Annotated in this window: 16 protein-coding genes; 10 read left to right on the top strand and 6 right to left on the bottom strand. The window is 29.8% G+C overall.

The window, feature by feature from the left end:
- The first annotated feature begins 3 nt into the window (after positions 1 to 3).
- The 5 genes from C8N26_RS06790 to C8N26_RS06770 all read left to right on the top strand — a co-directional run bounded on the left by C8N26_RS06790 (position 4) and on the right by C8N26_RS06770 (position 5326).
- A complete protein-coding gene (locus C8N26_RS06790; RefSeq protein ID WP_120186632.1) occupies positions 4 to 822 on the top strand; it encodes a carboxypeptidase-like regulatory domain-containing protein in 819 nt (272 codons plus the stop codon).
- On the top strand, positions 819 to 1622 hold the full coding sequence (locus tag C8N26_RS06785) for a carboxypeptidase-like regulatory domain-containing protein (protein WP_120186630.1): 804 nt from the start codon (positions 819 to 821) through the stop codon (positions 1620 to 1622). Before C8N26_RS06790 ends, C8N26_RS06785 begins: the two co-directional genes overlap by 4 nt.
- Positions 1623 to 1706: 84 nt before the next feature.
- On the top strand, positions 1707 to 2504 hold the full coding sequence (locus C8N26_RS06780; RefSeq protein ID WP_120186628.1) for a peptidase associated/transthyretin-like domain-containing protein: 798 nt from the start codon (positions 1707 to 1709) through the stop codon (positions 2502 to 2504).
- Between the two features lie 30 nt (positions 2505 to 2534).
- Positions 2535 to 3026: a DUF6702 family protein gene (locus C8N26_RS06775; protein ID WP_120186626.1), complete on the top strand. Its 492-nt coding sequence runs from the start codon at positions 2535 to 2537 to the stop codon at positions 3024 to 3026.
- A gap of 71 nt (positions 3027 to 3097) precedes the next feature.
- Positions 3098 to 5326, top strand: coding sequence for a M1 family metallopeptidase (locus tag C8N26_RS06770; protein ID WP_120186624.1), 2229 nt, complete (start codon positions 3098 to 3100; stop codon positions 5324 to 5326).
- 66 nt (positions 5327 to 5392) lie between these two features.
- Here the strand turns inward: C8N26_RS06770 and C8N26_RS06765 are convergent, their stop codons facing one another.
- Entirely contained in the window at positions 5393 to 5827 is a 435-nt protein-coding gene (locus tag C8N26_RS06765) for a hypothetical protein (RefSeq protein WP_051435880.1), read from the bottom strand.
- Between the two features lie 239 nt (positions 5828 to 6066).
- On the opposite strand from C8N26_RS06765, the gene C8N26_RS06760 reads away from it, so the two are divergent.
- A complete protein-coding gene (locus C8N26_RS06760; protein ID WP_120186622.1) occupies positions 6067 to 7776 on the top strand; it encodes a helix-turn-helix domain-containing protein in 1710 nt (569 codons plus the stop codon).
- A 19-nt stretch (positions 7777 to 7795) separates the two neighbouring features.
- On the opposite strand, the gene C8N26_RS06755 is transcribed toward C8N26_RS06760, so the two are convergent.
- Positions 7796 to 8002 (bottom strand): hypothetical protein, encoded by a 207-nt coding sequence (locus tag C8N26_RS06755; RefSeq protein ID WP_120186620.1) that lies wholly within the window; start codon positions 8000 to 8002, stop codon positions 7796 to 7798.
- 280 nt (positions 8003 to 8282) lie between these two features.
- Between C8N26_RS06755 and C8N26_RS13495 the strand changes: the two genes are divergently transcribed.
- Positions 8283 to 8453, top strand: a complete 171-nt coding sequence (locus tag C8N26_RS13495) for a hypothetical protein (RefSeq protein ID WP_156025583.1) — start codon at positions 8283 to 8285, stop codon at positions 8451 to 8453.
- Between the two features lie 53 nt (positions 8454 to 8506).
- Positions 8507 to 8656, top strand: coding sequence for a hypothetical protein (locus tag C8N26_RS13490; protein WP_170141635.1), 150 nt, complete (start codon positions 8507 to 8509; stop codon positions 8654 to 8656).
- A gap of 83 nt (positions 8657 to 8739) precedes the next feature.
- On the opposite strand, the gene lon is transcribed toward C8N26_RS13490, so the two are convergent.
- Positions 8740 to 11196, bottom strand: a complete 2457-nt coding sequence (gene lon, locus C8N26_RS06745; RefSeq protein ID WP_120186617.1) for an endopeptidase La — start codon at positions 11194 to 11196, stop codon at positions 8740 to 8742.
- A 227-nt stretch (positions 11197 to 11423) separates the two neighbouring features.
- Here lon and C8N26_RS06740 point away from each other — a divergent pair, with 227 nt between their 5' ends.
- Entirely contained in the window at positions 11424 to 12110 is a 687-nt protein-coding gene (locus C8N26_RS06740) for a tetratricopeptide repeat protein (RefSeq protein ID WP_120186615.1), read from the top strand.
- Complete coding sequence (locus C8N26_RS06735) at positions 12110 to 12640, top strand: YfiT family bacillithiol transferase (protein ID WP_120186614.1); 531 nt, start codon at positions 12110 to 12112, stop codon at positions 12638 to 12640. The genes C8N26_RS06740 and C8N26_RS06735 overlap by 1 nt, the downstream gene beginning before the upstream one ends.
- Here C8N26_RS06735 and C8N26_RS06730 read toward each other — a convergent pair.
- From C8N26_RS06730 to pheT, 3 genes are all read right to left on the bottom strand, one after another.
- Positions 12637 to 13251 carry a LysE family translocator gene (locus tag C8N26_RS06730; RefSeq protein ID WP_120186612.1) on the bottom strand — a complete coding sequence of 205 codons (615 nt, stop codon included), beginning with the start codon at positions 13249 to 13251 and terminating at the stop codon, positions 12637 to 12639. The genes C8N26_RS06735 and C8N26_RS06730 overlap by 4 nt on opposite strands.
- Before the next feature lie 3 nt (positions 13252 to 13254).
- Positions 13255 to 14289, bottom strand: coding sequence for a quinone-dependent dihydroorotate dehydrogenase (locus tag C8N26_RS06725; RefSeq protein ID WP_120186610.1), 1035 nt, complete (start codon positions 14287 to 14289; stop codon positions 13255 to 13257).
- Between the two features lie 64 nt (positions 14290 to 14353).
- Complete coding sequence (gene pheT, locus C8N26_RS06720; protein ID WP_120186609.1) at positions 14354 to 16780, bottom strand: phenylalanine--tRNA ligase subunit beta; 2427 nt, start codon at positions 16778 to 16780, stop codon at positions 14354 to 14356.
- Positions 16781 to 16857: the final 77 nt, after the last annotated feature.

Below are 16857 nucleotides of genomic sequence, written 5' to 3'. Positions count from 1 at the left end.
TGCATGATCAAACAACTACCCATCACTTTACTTTTATTACTTACCTTACAAATAACTGCACAAGAAAAACGAAAATTCTTATATGCATCTGTCCACGATGAAATAGCATCTGTACCCAATGCGCATATCATCAATTTAAATACGAAACAAGGTACTTTTACTAATGATAATGGAGGATTTAGGATTTTAGCAAAACCAAACGACTCTTTACAAATCTCATTCGTAGGCTACGAAACGAAAATCATTAAAGTTGAAACGACCCATTTTGGAATTGAAGAACATAAAATAAAACTTAAAAAAATAGCTATTGAACTAGATGAAATAGAAGTAAAAAAACACAACTTAATAGGTTCTATTGCTATAGATGCTAAACAAATTCCTAAAGATATTGGGATGGATAAAGCTAAAAAGGCTATCGATTTTTCTATGATTAATTTTCAAGCCCCTGTTATTATGCCTATTGATGAAATTGATAGAATGAAAGCACCCAATGCTAGAAAAACGACTGATCCGACAGCTAAATTTGCAGGCATTGGTGGTGGAGTTAGCTTGGGAAAAGATAAATATTCTGAAAACAAAAGAAAAGTAAGAAAAGAAATCAGCTATAAAGAAAATTTCCCTAAAATGCTACTCTCTGAATTTGGTAGCTACTTCTTCTTTCTGGAATTAAAAATTCCTAAAGACAAGTACTTACATTTTTTAGAATACTGTAATTCTAAAGGCATCGAAAAGTTATACAGAGATGGGAATATTTTTAAAGTAATTGATGTTTTACGAAAAGAAAGTATCAGTTATTTAAACATTATTCATGAAAAAGAATGAAGAAACTATTAATCATACTATGTTTTACTTCATCTATTAAAGTTCTATCCCAAGAGCGAAGAACTTTTTTATATGCCTCAATTTATGATGAAATAGCTTCTGTACCCAATGCTCATATAATCAATTTAAATACCAAACAAGGTACTTTTACGAATGATAATGGTGAATTTAGGATTTTAGCTAAACCAAACGACTCTTTACAAATCTCTTTCATTGGTTATGAATCTAAAATTTTCAAGGTAGAATCAAAACATTTTGGCATGCAAGAAAACAAAATTGAACTTAAAAAAGTAACAATAGAGCTAGATGAAGTAACTATAAAAGAACACAACTTACTTGGATATATTTCTTCTGACACTAAACATATTAAAACTGAAAAAGAGATTAATGCTAAAACCTTAAAACTCCCTAATGCTGGATCAAGGATTCTAACTCCCGCTGAAAGACGTTTATACACAGGAATGGGTGGACGCCCCTTAAAACTTGAAGGTTTCGGTTTTATTTTTTCAACAGATTATATTATTAACTCCATATCAGGTAGGCTCAAAAAACTAAAAAAAGAAAAAGCTATTGAGGATACAGAAAAGAGAATACAACATATATGCAACAATTATCGAGTTTATATACTGCATGAATTAAAAATTATACCTGAAGACCTTACAAGATTCATCTACTTTATTGAAAACTCTAATAATTTTAATCCTTCACTATTAGCTGATGAAATAACTATGATTTCATTCTTAAAATTAAAATCTGAAGAATTTAAAAAGTTAAACCCACAAAATTACAAACCAAATTAACAATAGTGGATAAGAATTTAAATTATTGATTTTAAAATATTTTGTATCTTTATAAGTAAGCACTAACCTACAATACTTACCATTATGAAGCGATTTTTTATAGCCTTACTTCTTTTATCACAAGTAGCATTCTCACAAGAAGAACGAAAAACACTTTTCGGAATTGTTTATGATGAAAATGGTGTTTTAGAAAACGCTCATATTGTTAATTTTTCTACTAATCAAGCTACTTTTTCTAACGAAAATGGTGAGTATCGAATTTTTGCAAAACCAAATGATTCAATCAGATATACCTCTATCGGATACAAAACAATTTTTGATGTACTCACCAAAGAAGACTTTAACACCTATCGAAAAAGAACTACTTTAGAAAAACAAGATTACGAGTTAGATGAAATTTTATTGAGAAACAATGAACTATCAGGAGAACTCTCTAAAGATTTACGAAAAGTAAAACGTGATAAAAATTTAGAAATTGCTAGCAATGCTACTGATTTCTCTAAAGTGAATTACGACAATTACGCTTCTGATGATCATATAAGTTTGCATGTAAAACCAAATATAGTTAGAGTTGATCCTACTAAAGATTTTGAAGGGCTTGGTACCACCAATACATTTCCTATAAAAGACTCAGAAAAAATACAAAGGCTCCGTAAAGAATTGGCTTTTAAAGAAAATTTACCTGCTAAATTATTAAGTGAATTAGGAGAAGATTTCTTTTTTGTCGAACTAAAAATCCCAGTGAATAATTATTATCATTTTCTTGAATACTGTAATCCATTAGGTATTGAAAAGCTATATCAAAATCGTGAAGTGTTAGAGGTTATTAAAATTTTAAGAAAAGAACACACTGGCTATTTAGAAATTATCAAAAAACAGTAATTTGGCGCAATAATTGTTTTAAACTACCTCATGAGAAAAGTTATTATCATTCTTTTAGTACTTCCGTTGCTATCATTTACACTGCATAAATACTACGTTGCCTTAACTGAAATAGAATACAAAGAAGACTCTAAAAGTATTCAAATGATTATGAATGTTTTTATGGATGATATAGAATTAGCTATTAATAAAGATTATAATACCAATTTACAAATAGCATCTAAAAACCAACTTGTTAATATTGATGATTACTTTTATAAATACTTACAACAACATTTTAAAGTAATTATCAACAACAAAGAAACCTCATACAAATTTATTGGTAAAGAATATGATGGAGATATCGTTTACTTTTATTTAGAGATTGAAAATGTTTCGCTTCCTAAATCAATAAAAATAGAAAATAATATTTTAGTAGAGCACTTTCCAGATCAACAAAATTTGATAAAAGCTACCGTAAATAAAAAACGAAAAAGTTTATTTTTATCTAGCAATAATGATAAAGGTTTGTTAAAATTTTAACATTCACACTTTTTTAATAATAAGTTTTCATTAACTTTCCGCTTATTTATTCAAAAACTAATAAGCATATAATGAGAAAATATTCTACGCTTCTATTTTCAGCACTCTTTGTATCGGCTTCTCTTTTTGCTCAAGAGGCACCAAAAAAAGAACATCAACAAGGTCATACTGATCAAAACAAATTCAGACAATTAAAAGATGTACTAGCAACTCCTAACGATCAACGTACCGCATCAGGTGCTCCTGGTCATGCATATACACAACAAAAAGTTGACTATGTAATGGATTTACGATTAGATGAAGCTGCAAACAAACTTTATGGTGAAGAAGACATAACCTATCACAATAATTCTAGAGATCATTTAGAATATTTATGGTTACAATTAGATCAAAACGTAAGAGCTCCAGATTCAAAATCTCCTTTAGCTGAATCTAAAAAAGCTAGTGATTTTCAAACACCCAATAAATTTGTAGCTGAAAACATGGATAAACCAAAAGATTTTGGTTTTAAAATAGAAGCTGTAAAATATGCTGATGGTAGAGATCTTTCTCATACTATTAATCGTACAATGATGCGTATTAATTTACCTAAACCTTTAGCTCCAGGAGAAATTTTTAAATTCAAAATAAAATGGAATTATTTGATTAATAATTCTGTTGAAGACGGGGGTCGATCTGGTTTTGAATTATTCCCTGATGGAAATAAAAACTATACCATTGCTCAATTTTTTCCTAGATTATGTGTGTATGACAATGTAGAAGGTTGGCAAAACATGCAATTTTGGGGGCGTAGTGAATGGGCTTTAGAATTTGGTGATTACGATGTAAAAATTACAGTTCCTGAAGATCATATTTTAGACGCTACAGGTGTTTTACAAAATGAAAAAGATGTACTAACAAAAGAGCAACGTAACCGTTGGGCAAAAGCTAGAAAGTCTTTTAAAAACCCTGTATTTATCGTTTCTCAAAAAGAGGCTGAAGAAAATGAGAAGAAGGGTACTTTTAAAACAAAAACTTGGCACTTTAAAGCTAACCAAGTACGTGATTTTGCTTTTGCTTCTTCAAGAAAATATATTTGGGATGCCATGGCTGTTAATATCAACGGTAAAACTGTAATGGCAGTATCTTTATATCCAAAAGAAGGAAATCCTTTATGGGAAGAGCACTCAACTCGTGTAGTTGCTAATACTTTAGAAGAATACTCTAAAATGACTTTTGATTATCCATATCCTAAAGCGATTTCTGTACATGCAAAGCGTCAAGGAATGGAATACCCAATGATTTCTTTTAATTACGGACGTCCAAATCCTGACGGAACCTATTCAGATAGAGTTAAAAATGGAATGATTGGAGTAATTACACACGAAATTGGTCATAACTTCTTCCCTATGATTGTAAACTCTGATGAGCGTCAATGGACATGGATGGATGAAGGCTTAAACTCTTTTGTAGAAATTTTAGCTGAGTTAGATTACGATCCAAACTTTAATACTGGTAACTTACCTAAAGACATTGTTCGTTATATGAGCTTAGACCAAAGTAAATTAAGCCCAATTATGTCTCAAGGTGATTACGTTCATAATTTCGGACCTAATGCATACACTAAGCCAGCCGCTGGGTTATATATGTTACGTCAAACAATTATGGGACCTGAATTATTTGATTATGCTTTTAGAACCTATTCAAAAAGATGGATGTTTAAACACCCTACTCCTGCTGATTTCTTTAGAACAATGGAAGATGCTTCTGGTATGGACTTAGATTGGTTCTGGAGAGGTTGGTTCTATACTACAGATTATACTGATATTGGAATTAAAGAAGTAAAACCTTTATATGTAACTAATAAACCTAATGAAGAAACAAAGAAGTTACAAGCACAATACCCTTCTTACTTTGCGCAATTAGGAAAGTTAGTATACTTAACTAGTGATAAAGAAGATGCAGATAAATCTGAAGTTGAAGCATATATAAATAGCTTACCAAACGATAAAAAAACAAGCTTAAAGGAATTACCTCAATATATCTATCAAGTAGAGTTTGAAAAACCTGGAGGATTAGTAATGCCTATTATTTTAGAAATGACTTATGCTGACGGAACAAAAGAACGTCAAACTTTCCCTGCTCAAATTTGGAAGAAAAATGAGCATCAAGTTTTTAGAGTATTTACATCTTCAAAAGAAATTAAAAGCTTTGTTGTAGATCCTGATCTAGAAACAGCTGATATTGATACTTCTAACAATAGCTGGCCAAAGCAAACAACAAATAAATTTGATGCTTTTAAAAATAAAGCTAAGAATTAATAAAACAGTATTAAAATAAAAAAGCAGCTTTAAAAGCTGCTTTTTTCATGTTTTATAAGAAGTATACTACTTATTAAATAATCTATTTACATCATTAAATGTAAGTAATTTTGAAACTGTCATAATATCTGGATCTCTACTTACATACTGCTGAATTTGTAATCTTACAACTCCATCTTCCTTGGTATATTTTAACCAAATAACATCCCCATTAGCCTTTATTTTATATGGATCTCTTGGGTTTTCTTCAAAACCTTTTACAATTATTTGATATAGCTTTTCTACATCATTATCAAGGTTTTTAAAAGAAAAATGAACATATTCATGTATAGGATCGTTAATATTCTTATAATATAGATTATAAGCTTCGTTACCTATTTTTTCTAAATACACATATTCAATTTTACCAACAATTTCTGTTTTAGTAGTCTCTATAAATTCAATCTGTGAATACGATACAACAGAACATAAAAACGCGGTTAAAAAAAGAAGTCTTTTCATAAATTTAAGGGTTTAAAGTTTGATTAAATTTTAATTTTTTAAATATAACTAAAACAACAACGAGTTATACTTGTAAAAAGTATTAATTACTCATTATTTCTTTTATAAAACTCAGTACTATAATTTCTCTTCAAAATATTTTTCTTTCTATACTTCATAGTTAGTTAACTTTTAAACAATTAACATTTATATTTTTTTTATTTTGCGTAAACATTAATTTTTTATCCCTCGAAAAAATCATGTTAAAAAAAGCCTTGTCTATTGTACTTATTATTACTTTCTCAAAAGTATTTTCTCAAACAAATCAGTACAGCGAAAATGATCTTAAAAAATTTAAACAAAAATTTTATCTAAATAAAGAAACAGGAATAGACAGCACTCTGTTTTTTATGGATAAACTACAAAAAAGTACAAGCATTCCTTATAAAACATTTGGGTATGCTGCTTCTGAATATTTAAAAATTAGAGAAAAAGAATCTTTAAATGTTTCTTTCTACCTTGATAGCATTAATAAGTACCTTCCAAGTATTTTAAAAACAACCAACAACTACCCTATTCTGTTTGATATTTATATCTTACTAGGAAATTCTAACAAAAGAAAAGGCTTAATTAAACCTGCATTACAAGATTATATTACTGCTGAAAATTATGCTTTACTGGCAAATGATATTGAACGAACTATTAAAATTAAAGGTAACATAGCTCTTATTTATCAAGATATGGGAGAGCTTGATAAAGCTCTTAATAAAGCTAAAGAAGCTCTTGAACTTATAGAAATAAATAAAGAAGCTCTTTCTAATAAATACTATAGTAGTAAATATAAAAGAATGTTTAATGTTGCCGCTATTTATGCCACTTTATATAAAAATGACAAAAAGCAACATCAATACGCAGACTCTTCTTTACATTACTATAATTCCATATTAAAAACAAAAGAATTCAATCTTAATAACTATTACACTGGTAAAGTTTATTATGGTAAAGGGACAATTTATACTTTAAAAGAAGAATACTTTAAAGCCAGCTCTTTGCTTGAAAAAAGTTTAGAATTCTTTGAAAAAAGTAAATCACAATCGTACTTGTATAAAGGTTATTATAATAATGCCTATAATTATTACATGTCTAATAATCTAAACAAAGCAAAAGAGAACTTTCTAAAGGTTTTAAAAATAAAAAAAGACACAATTCTAGATTACAATTATTTACACACACATTATTATCTTTCTAAAATTCACTCTAAGCAAAATAAAATAGATTCTGCTAAATATCATTTAAACACTTTTATTACTGATTATGGTAAACTTACTTCAAGAAAAAAACAGCAAATTAATGGAGCCTATAAAATTGATCTTGATAAAAAAATAAAAGAATTAAAGGAGTTAAAAGAATACATTGCTAACAAAAGTTTTTATTACAAAACAATTTTTATAATACTAGTCCTCATCCTTTTAATTATTAGTTTACTAGTTGTTAAAAACTCTAAAGAAAAAAGAAAAGCTAATGAAAAATTACATGAATTATTAGCAAAAATTTCAAAAAAAGAAGAACTAACCAAAAAATCTTTTTCGACTTCTAATGATATAAAAATAAAAGGAGAACAGCACGAACAAATTATTAAAGGCCTATTAAAGATTGAAGAAAAAGAATACTTTTTAAAAGAAGAATTTAATTTATATAATGCTGCTAAAAAAATTGGAACAAACACCACCTACCTTTCAAAAATTATTAAAGATTATAAAAAAATGAGCTTTAATGATTATACAAACGAATTACGTATTAATTATATTATTGAAGCATTAAGTAATAATAAAAAAGTTAGGTCATATACTACTCAAGCTATTGGAGAATTAGCAGGATATAAAAACGCAAAATCATTTACTAGAATATTTAAAAAACATATGGGGATAACGCCTTATCAATTTATAGAAAAAATTGATAAGGCGTTATGATACTATTTATTCTTTAACTTTAAACTTTAAAGTACTCATATTGATAACATTTATCTTTACTAGTATCACCTGGAAGTGGAGGTAAACAATCTTCTTCTCCATCTGTATCAGGTCCACCAAATACTTCTGTGTTTGGTTTTGCAATTGGGTCTCCTGCAAATATTTTAAACTTTTCTTCTTGTGTTAATTTATACTCTCTTAACAACTCAATAGATAAACGTTTCATAAGTTTTTAATTTTAGTTTAAGTAAAGTTATTTTTTTTATCCATCAATTTGTCTTTTAACATATTTACGCACCAAAAACAAAACTAAAACATTAATAACCAGTAAAATAACATAAAAACAAGAGTGCTATTTTTTAAAAATAGTACCCGTTTTTTTCTTAAATAGTAACTGTATAAACTTCTTATAAGGCCTAAAACCTGCAATATTTGTATGAGAAATTTCTTAAATGCGGAACCTGAAAAGCATACAATAGAGTAAGGAAAATTAAAATTAATTAACCATGTTAAAATCTATTTCAAACCTAGGAAACGTTTTAAACAAAACAGAACAAAGAGAAGTTAATGGAGGACAAATTGTTTGCCCTAGAGGAACTTATTTAAAATGTAACTGGATAAGATGTTGGTGTGAACCAGAATATGTTGTTGAGTTACCTGAAGACTTTGATCATTAAAACTAAAAAACTAATTAATCATGTTAAAATCAATTTCAAAATTAGGAAACGTTTTGAATAAATCAGAACAAAGAGAAATTAACGGAGGATTATTACAATGTCCAGAAGGTACTGTATATTTTTGTCTAGGTGCACATCCACAATTCTCTTGTTGGTGTATGAAACTTGAAGAAGATCCTGTAGATAAATTCGCACTACCTTAAACACTATATTTTATTTAGTATTTAAAACATAAACCGTCCACTACATCGAGCTATAATGGACGGTTCTTTTACTTTCAAAAAAACTATAAAAGCTTCTTAGCATTCTTAACTTTTTGCTTGGTAAGTGCAATATCAATTACCTCACTCATATCTGTTACATAATGGAAGGTTAATCCTTTTAAGTAACTTTCCTTTATTTCATCAATATCTCTTTTATTATCGGCACAAAGAATTATTTCTTTAATGTTAGCTCTCTTAGCAGCTAATATTTTCTCTTTAATTCCTCCTACTGGCAATACTTTTCCTCTCAATGTAATTTCACCAGTCATTGCTAATTTATTTTTAACCTTTCGCTGAGTAAATACCGATACTAACGATGTTAACATGGTTATACCAGCGCTTGGTCCATCTTTTGGCGTTGCACCTTCTGGAACGTGAATATGTACATCATATTTATCTAATACTTCAGGGTTAATTCCAAACTCTTCAGCATTTGATTTAATATACTTCATTGCAATCGTTGAAGACTCCTTCATTACTGTACCCAAATTACCTGTAATAGAAAGGTTTCCTTTTCCTTTAGAAAGAATAGATTCAATAAACAAAATGTCTCCTCCAACACTTGTCCAGGCTAAACCAGTAACTACACCTGCAACATCGTTATTTTCATATTTATCGCGTTCTAAACGAGCGGGTCCTAAAATAACTTCAATATCCTCGTTAGTAAGCGTAACATTGTACTCTTCTTCCATAGCAATAGATTTTGCTACAAAACGAACCACTTTTGCTACTTGTTTTTCTAAACCACGAACTCCAGATTCGCGAGTATATCCTTCAACAATCTTCTCTATCTGTTTTTTACCAACTATCAAGTGTTCTTTTGATAATCCGTGTTCTGTTAATTGTTTCGGAAACAAGTATTTCTTGGCTATTTCTACTTTTTCTTCAATCGTATACCCTGTAACATTGATTATTTCCATACGATCACGTAATGCCCAAGGAATTTGATTGATGTTATTCGCAGTAGCAATAAATAACACCTTAGAAAGATCGTACCCTACTTCTAAATAATTATCGTAAAAATGAGTATTTTGCTCAGGATCTAATACTTCTAACATCGCTGATGAAGGATCTCCTTGATGACTTTGTCCTAATTTATCAATTTCATCTAATACAAAAACAGGATTGGAAGTTCCTGCCTTTTTAATATTCTGAATTAAACGCCCTGGCATTGCACCAATGTAGGTTTTACGGTGACCACGTATCTCAGCCTCATCGCGTAAACCACCTAACGACATACGAACATACTTACGTCCTAAAGCCTCTGCTACCGATTTTCCTAATGATGTTTTACCAACACCTGGAGGACCGTATAAACATATAATAGGTGATTTCATGTCTCCACGAAGCTTTAAAACTGCTAAATGCTCAATAATACGTTCTTTTACCTCTTCTAACCCAAAATGATCTCTGTCTAAGATTTTTTGAGCTCTTTTTAAATCAAACTTATCCTTAGAAAACTCATTCCAAGGTAACTCTAACATTAACTCTAAATAGTTACGTTGAATGCCAAACTCAGCCATTTGAGGGTTCATACGTTTTAAACGACTTAACTCTTTTTCAAAAGTTTCAGCAACTTCTTTACTCCATTTTTTAGACTTCGCTTTTAAACGCATTTCATCAAGCTCTTGCTCATGAGAAACTCCTCCTAGCTCATCTTGTATCGTTTTTAATTGCTGATGCAAATAATATTCTCTTTGCTGCTTATCTAAATCTGAACGTGTTTTAGATTGAATATCGTTACGTAATTGTAATTTTTGAAGCTCTTTATCAAGATTTTTTAAAGTTAATAACGCACGCTCTTTTAAATTGTCTTTCTCTAACAATACCTGCTTTTGCGATACACTTAGCTCCATATTTGATGAAATAAAATTCACCAAAAATGAACTTGATTGAATATTTTTAATTGCAAATGACGCTTCTGATGGCAACATTGGATTTTCTTTGATTACCTCTAAAGCTAGATCTTTGATAGAATCAATAATTGCATCAAACTCTTTTTGATCATCAATTTCTCTTTCGTCTACCGCTTCTTTTACTTTTGCTTTTAAATAAGGCTCTTCTTGAATAACTTCCTCAATTTCAAAACGCTTTTTTCCTTGAATAATAACCGTTGTATTACCATCAGGCATTTTTAACACACGTAATATTTGCGCTACTACACCTGTTTGATAAATATCATCTATTCCTGGATCTTCAACTTCACTATCCTTTTGTGCAACTACTCCAACAACCTTATCTCCTTTGTTAGCATCTTTAATTAACTGAATAGACTTATCTCTACCTGCAGTAATAGGAATTACCACACCAGGAAACAGTACTGTATTTCGTAAAGGAAGAATTGGTAACTCTTCAGGAATGCTTTCTTGATTTATTAATTCTTCATCCTCTGGCGTTAATAAAGGGATTAATTCTGAATCTTCATTAAAAACATCTTGAAGCGACAAATTGTCTAAATGTAATATTTTTGATTTGCTCATATCTTATATATTCTGTCATAGTGGCACTTTTAAATATTTTTAAAAAGGAATACCACTTTTTTAAAACCGTAAAACACTGATAAACAAAAGATAAAAACAACTAAATGTTTATCGTCTTAACTATAAGTCAATTCTTATGCCAATAAAAACTATGTTTAATTTAATTTGTAACTATTTTTGATATCATTCGTCATATAGGTATCTTATCAACTAAAACTAATCAAGAAATGAAAACTAAACTTTTATTCCTCCCTTTATTACTTTTAATCATTAACTGTACTTCTAAGACAAATACAACTGAGTTTATAGAAAAAGCTGCTGGACGTTATTATTTTAATGCTGATGAAATTATAGAAGTTACTTTTGATGAAGACAAAAAACTACTCTTAAAATGGCGTAACCAAGATTTAGAACCCTTAAGGGTTGACGATACTTCCTTTTATGTTCGAGAACTAAACGAAAAACTAATTTTTAATACTGCTGAGAATAAAATAGAATTAGCTGAAAAGAGAGAACATGAGGGAGAAAAATATGTTTTCAATAAATTAAAAAAGGGAGAAAAAACACCTAGTGAATACTTAGCTGAAGGCAATTTTAAAGCTGCTTTAGAAGGGTATAAAGCTATTAAAGAAAAAGATAGCTTAACTCCTGTAATTAGAGAAAGAAACTTAAATAGATTAGGTTATCAGTACCTTAGAAATAATGAATACGAAGATGCTATTAATGTTTTTAAAATCAACATTGAGTTATATCCTAATAGCTCCAATACTTATGATAGCACTGGTGACGCTTATGCTAAAATGAAAGATACTATAAAAGCTATAGAATACTATAAAAAAGCACTAGCTATCAATCCTGAAAACAGTAGTTCTAAACGAAATTTAGAAAAACTAACTTCTAAAAAAGAAAAGTAATGGAAAAGTTAAAATATCCTATTGGTAAACCTAAAATTCCAAATAACATTTCTTCTAAAAATATTGCTAAATGGATTGAAACTATAGAAGACTTCCCAAAAAGACTGAATAAGTTAGTTTCTGATTTATCCGAAAAACAATTAGATACTCCGTACAGAGAAGAAGGTTGGACAATTAGGCAAGTGATACATCTCTGTGCTGATAGTTATCATAATTCTTATACTCGCTTTAAATGGGCTTTAACAGAAGATAAACCAGTTATTAAAACTTATTTTGAAGATCGTTGGGCTGAATTATTTGATTCTAAAACTGCTCCTATTCAACTTTCGTTAGATACTCTAAAGGCATTACATGCCAAATGGGTTTACTTTATGAAAGGTTTAACTGAAGAAGACTTAAACAAATCGTTTATCCATCCTGACGGAAATGAAGAAGTTGGCTTAAAAGAAAATATTGGAATTTATGCTTGGCATTGCAACCATCATTATGCACATATTGAACAATTATTAATTAGAAAAGGCTGGTGTTAAACCAAAATTAACAGAGCAATACCTACAAACACTACAATTTGTGCCCACTTTAAGTATATTCCTACTTTATTGTGTTGTTTAATATAATCGGAAATTTTTCCTGCTAAAATAGCAATGGAAGAAAATATTAAGAAAGATGTCAAAATGAATAATCCTCCTAATACATAAAACTGAATAACGTTTGACAAGGTGTCAGAAAACAAAAACTGAGGAAAAAACGCCAAAAAGAAGATTGTCACTTTCGGATTTAATACATTCATCCAAAAACCTCTTTTATATAATTGTAAGGTTGATTTTCGCTCTACATTTTCAGTTGAAAAAGCAATTTTAGCATCACTTTTAAATACTAGATAAGCCAAGTACAGTAAATATCCTGCTCCAAATAACTTGATAATGAAAAATAAATTCGGATTCTGTTTTATGATTTCTGAAACTCCAAAAGCTACCAAAGTTGTATGAATAATACATCCCGTCATTAAACCAGCAACCGTGGCTAACCCATATTTTTTTCCATTGACGATACTTTGTGTCAACACAAAAATATTATCAGGTCCTGGCGAAATAGCTAAAGTAGCCGTAGCAAATACAAAAGAAATGAGAGTTTCTAGCATAAATTAACTTTCAGCTAAAACAGCTTTATTGATTCTTTTTACCAAGCTTGGTCCTTCATAAATAAAGCCTGTATAAATTTGTACTAAGTCTGCACCTGCTTTAAGCTTTTCTAAAGCATCTTTTTCAGAATGGATACCTCCTACTCCAATTATAGGAAATGCTTTATTAGAATTATCTGCTAAGTATTGAATCACCCTCGTACTTCTATCTTTAACTGGTTGTCCGCTTACTCCTCCATTACCTATTTCTTGTAAACGCTCTTTAGAAGCTTTTAAATTATCTCTATTTACTGAAGTATTCGACGCTATCACTCCATCGATCTTTGTTTCAGCAACTAATTCAATAATTTCATCTAACTGTTGATTATTTAAGTCTGGCGCAATCTTTAATAAAATGGGTTTTTGTTGTGCTTCAGCGTTGTTTAACTTTTGAACTTCAGTAATTAGTTCCTTTAAATAATCAGCATCTTCAAGTTTTGCATGACTAGATACATTTGGACAACTTACATTCAATACAAAATAATCTACATATGGATGTAATCCTTTAAAACAAGCTACATAGTCTTCAGTATAATTTTCAGGAGCTGTATTCGTGTTCTTACCAATATTTCCTCCAATAATTATTTTTCCTTTGTTCTTTTTTAATTGTTCAATTGCTGCTTCTAAACCTTCATTATTAAAACCCATTCGATTGATAATTCCTTTATCATCTTTTAAACGAAATAAACGTTTTTTAGGGTTTCCTACTTGACCTTTTGGTGTTACGGTACCTATTTCAACAAAACCAAATCCAAAATTAGCCAGTTCATTGTACAACACTGCATTTTTGTCAAACCCAGCTGCTAATCCTACAGGATTTTTAAAAGTTAAACCAAATAAATTACGCTCTAATTTTTTATCGTTTACTTGATACATTCCTCTAAAAATAGATGGAACACCTGGTATTTTTGATAAAAATTTAACTAGCGAAAAAGTAAAATGGTGAATCTTTTCTGGATCAAAAAGGAAGAATATTGGGCGAATAAGTAATTTGTACATTGGTTTTAATTATAATCTTTCGTTTATTAAATATAAAAAAAGCTCCAAAAATGGAGCTTCTGAATTATCGTAATACAGCGTCTAAATTCTTTTCGAATGTTTGCTGTAGTTTCTGCATTATTTTATCTATTTGTTTGTCTTCTAACGTTTTGTTTTCATCTTGTAATACAAAACTAACCGCATACGACTTTTTACCTTCTGGTAATTTATCTCCTTCGTATACATCAAACAAATCTACTTCTTTCAACAATTTTCTTTCTGATTGAAATGCCAAGTTGTAAATTTCTTTAAACTCAACTTTATTATCTAATAACAATGCTAAATCACGTTTTACCGCTGGGAATTTAGGCAATTCTGTTACTTTTATTTTCTTATTACCTACTAGACCTAAAATAGTTTGCCAGTTAAAATCAGCAAATAATACTTCTTGTTTAATAGAAAATTCTTTTAAAATCGCTCTTTTCACAACTCCTAACTCTACCAACTTCATTTTTCCTAAACTTAAGATAATTCCTTCAGAAAACACATCTGATTTTGTTGGAGTTGTTTTTAAATTATCAATTCCTAAACGACTTAATAATGTTGTTACAATTCCTTTTAAATAAAAGAAATCTGACGCTTGCGAAGCTACTTTCCAGCTATCTTGAGTTCTGTTTCCTGTAACAAATAAGGTTAAATGTTTATCTTCTTGATATCCACTTTCGTATTTATGATAGGTTTTACCAAACTCATAAAACTTTAATGAATTTTGTTTTCTATTGATGTTGTAAGCAACAGACTCTAATCCGCTAAATAATAATGACTGACGCATTACCTTTAAATCGTTACTTAACGGATTTAACATCTCTACACTATGCTCTGGATTCAAATTCTCAGATAACTCAAGATAATCTGCTTTGGTTAACGAATTTGCCATAGTTTCGTTGAACCCTAGTGATGATAGTTGATCTGCTACAATGTTTTCTACTTTTACATTGATATCACTATCAAAAGAAATAGAGGTGTTTAACTTATGAGAAAACTCAACATTATTATACCCGTAAACACGTAAAATTTCTTCAATAATATCTGCCTCACGTTGCACATCGGTTCTATAAGATGGTACTACCAATCCTAAACCTGCTTCTGTAACACTATTGATTTTAATATCTAAAGAAGCTAAAATCTTTTTAATAGTTTCTTTAGGAATTTCTTGACCTATTAATTTATACGCATTTTCAAATGATAAGAACACTTCAAAATCTTCAAGCTTTACAGGATAAAAATCTAAAATATCTGACGACATTTTTCCTCCAGCATACTCTTCAATTAATAAAGCTGCACGCTTTAAAGCATATTTTGTTGTATTAATATCGATTCCTCTTTCAAAACGGAAAGAAGCATCTGTATTTAATCCATGACGCTTTGCTGTTTTACGAACAGATACAGGATTAAAATAGGCACTTTCTAAGAAAATAGTATGCGTGCTTTCAGTAACTCCAGAATTTGCTCCTCCAAAAACACCACCTATACATAATGGTTTGTTATCAGCGTCACAAATCATTATATCTTCAGAAGATAGTTCTCTTTCTACATCATCTAATGTAGTAAACTTAGTTCCTTCTTCTAAGGTTTTCACTACTACTTTTCCTCCTCTAATTTTAGAAGCATCAAAAGCATGTAATGGTTGTCCTAATTCATGTAACACATAGTTAGTAATGTCTACAATGTTATTTTTAGGAGCTAAACCTATTGCTTTTAATCTATTTTGAATCCACTCTGGTGAATCTTTAACTTCAACATCGGTAATCGTAATTCCACAATAACGTGGTACTAATTCTTTATCTTCTACTTCAATATCTATTTTAAGAATACGCTCGTCAACATGAAAATCAGAAACAGAAGGAGATATTAATTCTATATTTGTTCCTTGTTGAATTAATCCTGCGCGTAAATCACGTGCAACACCATAATGGCTCATTGCATCAGAACGGTTTGGTGTTAACCCTATTTCAAAAACATAGTCTGTTTCAATATTAAACACATCAGAACAAGGTGTACCAGGAGCTAAACTTTCGTCTAAAATCATAATACCGTCATGACTTTTCCCTAGACCTAATTCGTCTTCGGCACAAATCATTCCGTGACTTTCTTCTCCTCTAATCTTTCCTTTCTTTATCTTAAAGCCTTCACCTTTATCATCATACAACATGGTACCGACAGTTGCAACAGGTACTTTTTGACCAGCATCTACATTCGGCGCTCCACAAACAATTTGTACAGGACTACCATTTCCTAAATCTACCGTAGTAATTTTTAGTTTATCTGCGTTAGGGTGTTTAATACATGTTTTTACTTCACCAACAACTACACCTTGTAAACTACCTTTTATACTTTCAACCTTCTCTATACCTTCAACTTCAAGACCTAAATCAGTAAGTAATTCACCTGTCTTTTCAGCCTCCCAGTCTGTTTGTAAAAATTGTTTTAACCAATTGTATGATATCTTCATAATCAATCTCTGAATTTAGCCTGCAAATTTACGTAAAATAAAGGAAAAAAAATCATCTTGTTTCTTATAGCTGCTAC

Source organism: Tenacibaculum lutimaris (genome assembly GCF_003610735.1).
In the GTDB taxonomy this organism is placed as follows: domain Bacteria; phylum Bacteroidota; class Bacteroidia; order Flavobacteriales; family Flavobacteriaceae; genus Polaribacter; species Polaribacter lutimaris.
This window is presented reverse-complemented; position numbering and strand designations above follow the sequence as displayed.

What these genes read in the sequence shown, in the direction of transcription:
- pheT (WP_120186609.1), bottom strand. Translation starts at nt 16,780, where the DNA reads ATGAAGATATCATACAATTGGTTAAAACAATTTTTACAAACAGACTGG.
- C8N26_RS06775 (WP_120186626.1), top strand. Translation starts at nt 2,535, where the DNA reads ATGAGAAAAGTTATTATCATTCTTTTAGTACTTCCGTTGCTATCATTT.
- C8N26_RS13495 (WP_156025583.1), top strand. Translation starts at nt 8,283, where the DNA reads ATGTTAAAATCTATTTCAAACCTAGGAAACGTTTTAAACAAAACAGAA.
- C8N26_RS06785 (WP_120186630.1), top strand. Translation starts at nt 819, where the DNA reads ATGAAGAAACTATTAATCATACTATGTTTTACTTCATCTATTAAAGTT.
- C8N26_RS06790 (WP_120186632.1), top strand. Translation starts at nt 4, where the DNA reads ATGATCAAACAACTACCCATCACTTTACTTTTATTACTTACCTTACAA.
- C8N26_RS06730 (WP_120186612.1), bottom strand. Translation starts at nt 13,251, where the DNA reads ATGCTAGAAACTCTCATTTCTTTTGTATTTGCTACGGCTACTTTAGCT.
- C8N26_RS06735 (WP_120186614.1), top strand. Translation starts at nt 12,110, where the DNA reads ATGGAAAAGTTAAAATATCCTATTGGTAAACCTAAAATTCCAAATAAC.
- C8N26_RS06755 (WP_120186620.1), bottom strand. Translation starts at nt 8,002, where the DNA reads ATGAAACGTTTATCTATTGAGTTGTTAAGAGAGTATAAATTAACACAA.
- C8N26_RS06740 (WP_120186615.1), top strand. Translation starts at nt 11,424, where the DNA reads ATGAAAACTAAACTTTTATTCCTCCCTTTATTACTTTTAATCATTAAC.
- C8N26_RS06770 (WP_120186624.1), top strand. Translation starts at nt 3,098, where the DNA reads ATGAGAAAATATTCTACGCTTCTATTTTCAGCACTCTTTGTATCGGCT.
- C8N26_RS06765 (WP_051435880.1), bottom strand. Translation starts at nt 5,827, where the DNA reads ATGAAAAGACTTCTTTTTTTAACCGCGTTTTTATGTTCTGTTGTATCG.
- C8N26_RS06780 (WP_120186628.1), top strand. Translation starts at nt 1,707, where the DNA reads ATGAAGCGATTTTTTATAGCCTTACTTCTTTTATCACAAGTAGCATTC.
- lon (WP_120186617.1), bottom strand. Translation starts at nt 11,196, where the DNA reads ATGAGCAAATCAAAAATATTACATTTAGACAATTTGTCGCTTCAAGAT.
- C8N26_RS06760 (WP_120186622.1), top strand. Translation starts at nt 6,067, where the DNA reads ATGTTAAAAAAAGCCTTGTCTATTGTACTTATTATTACTTTCTCAAAA.
- C8N26_RS06725 (WP_120186610.1), bottom strand. Translation starts at nt 14,289, where the DNA reads ATGTACAAATTACTTATTCGCCCAATATTCTTCCTTTTTGATCCAGAA.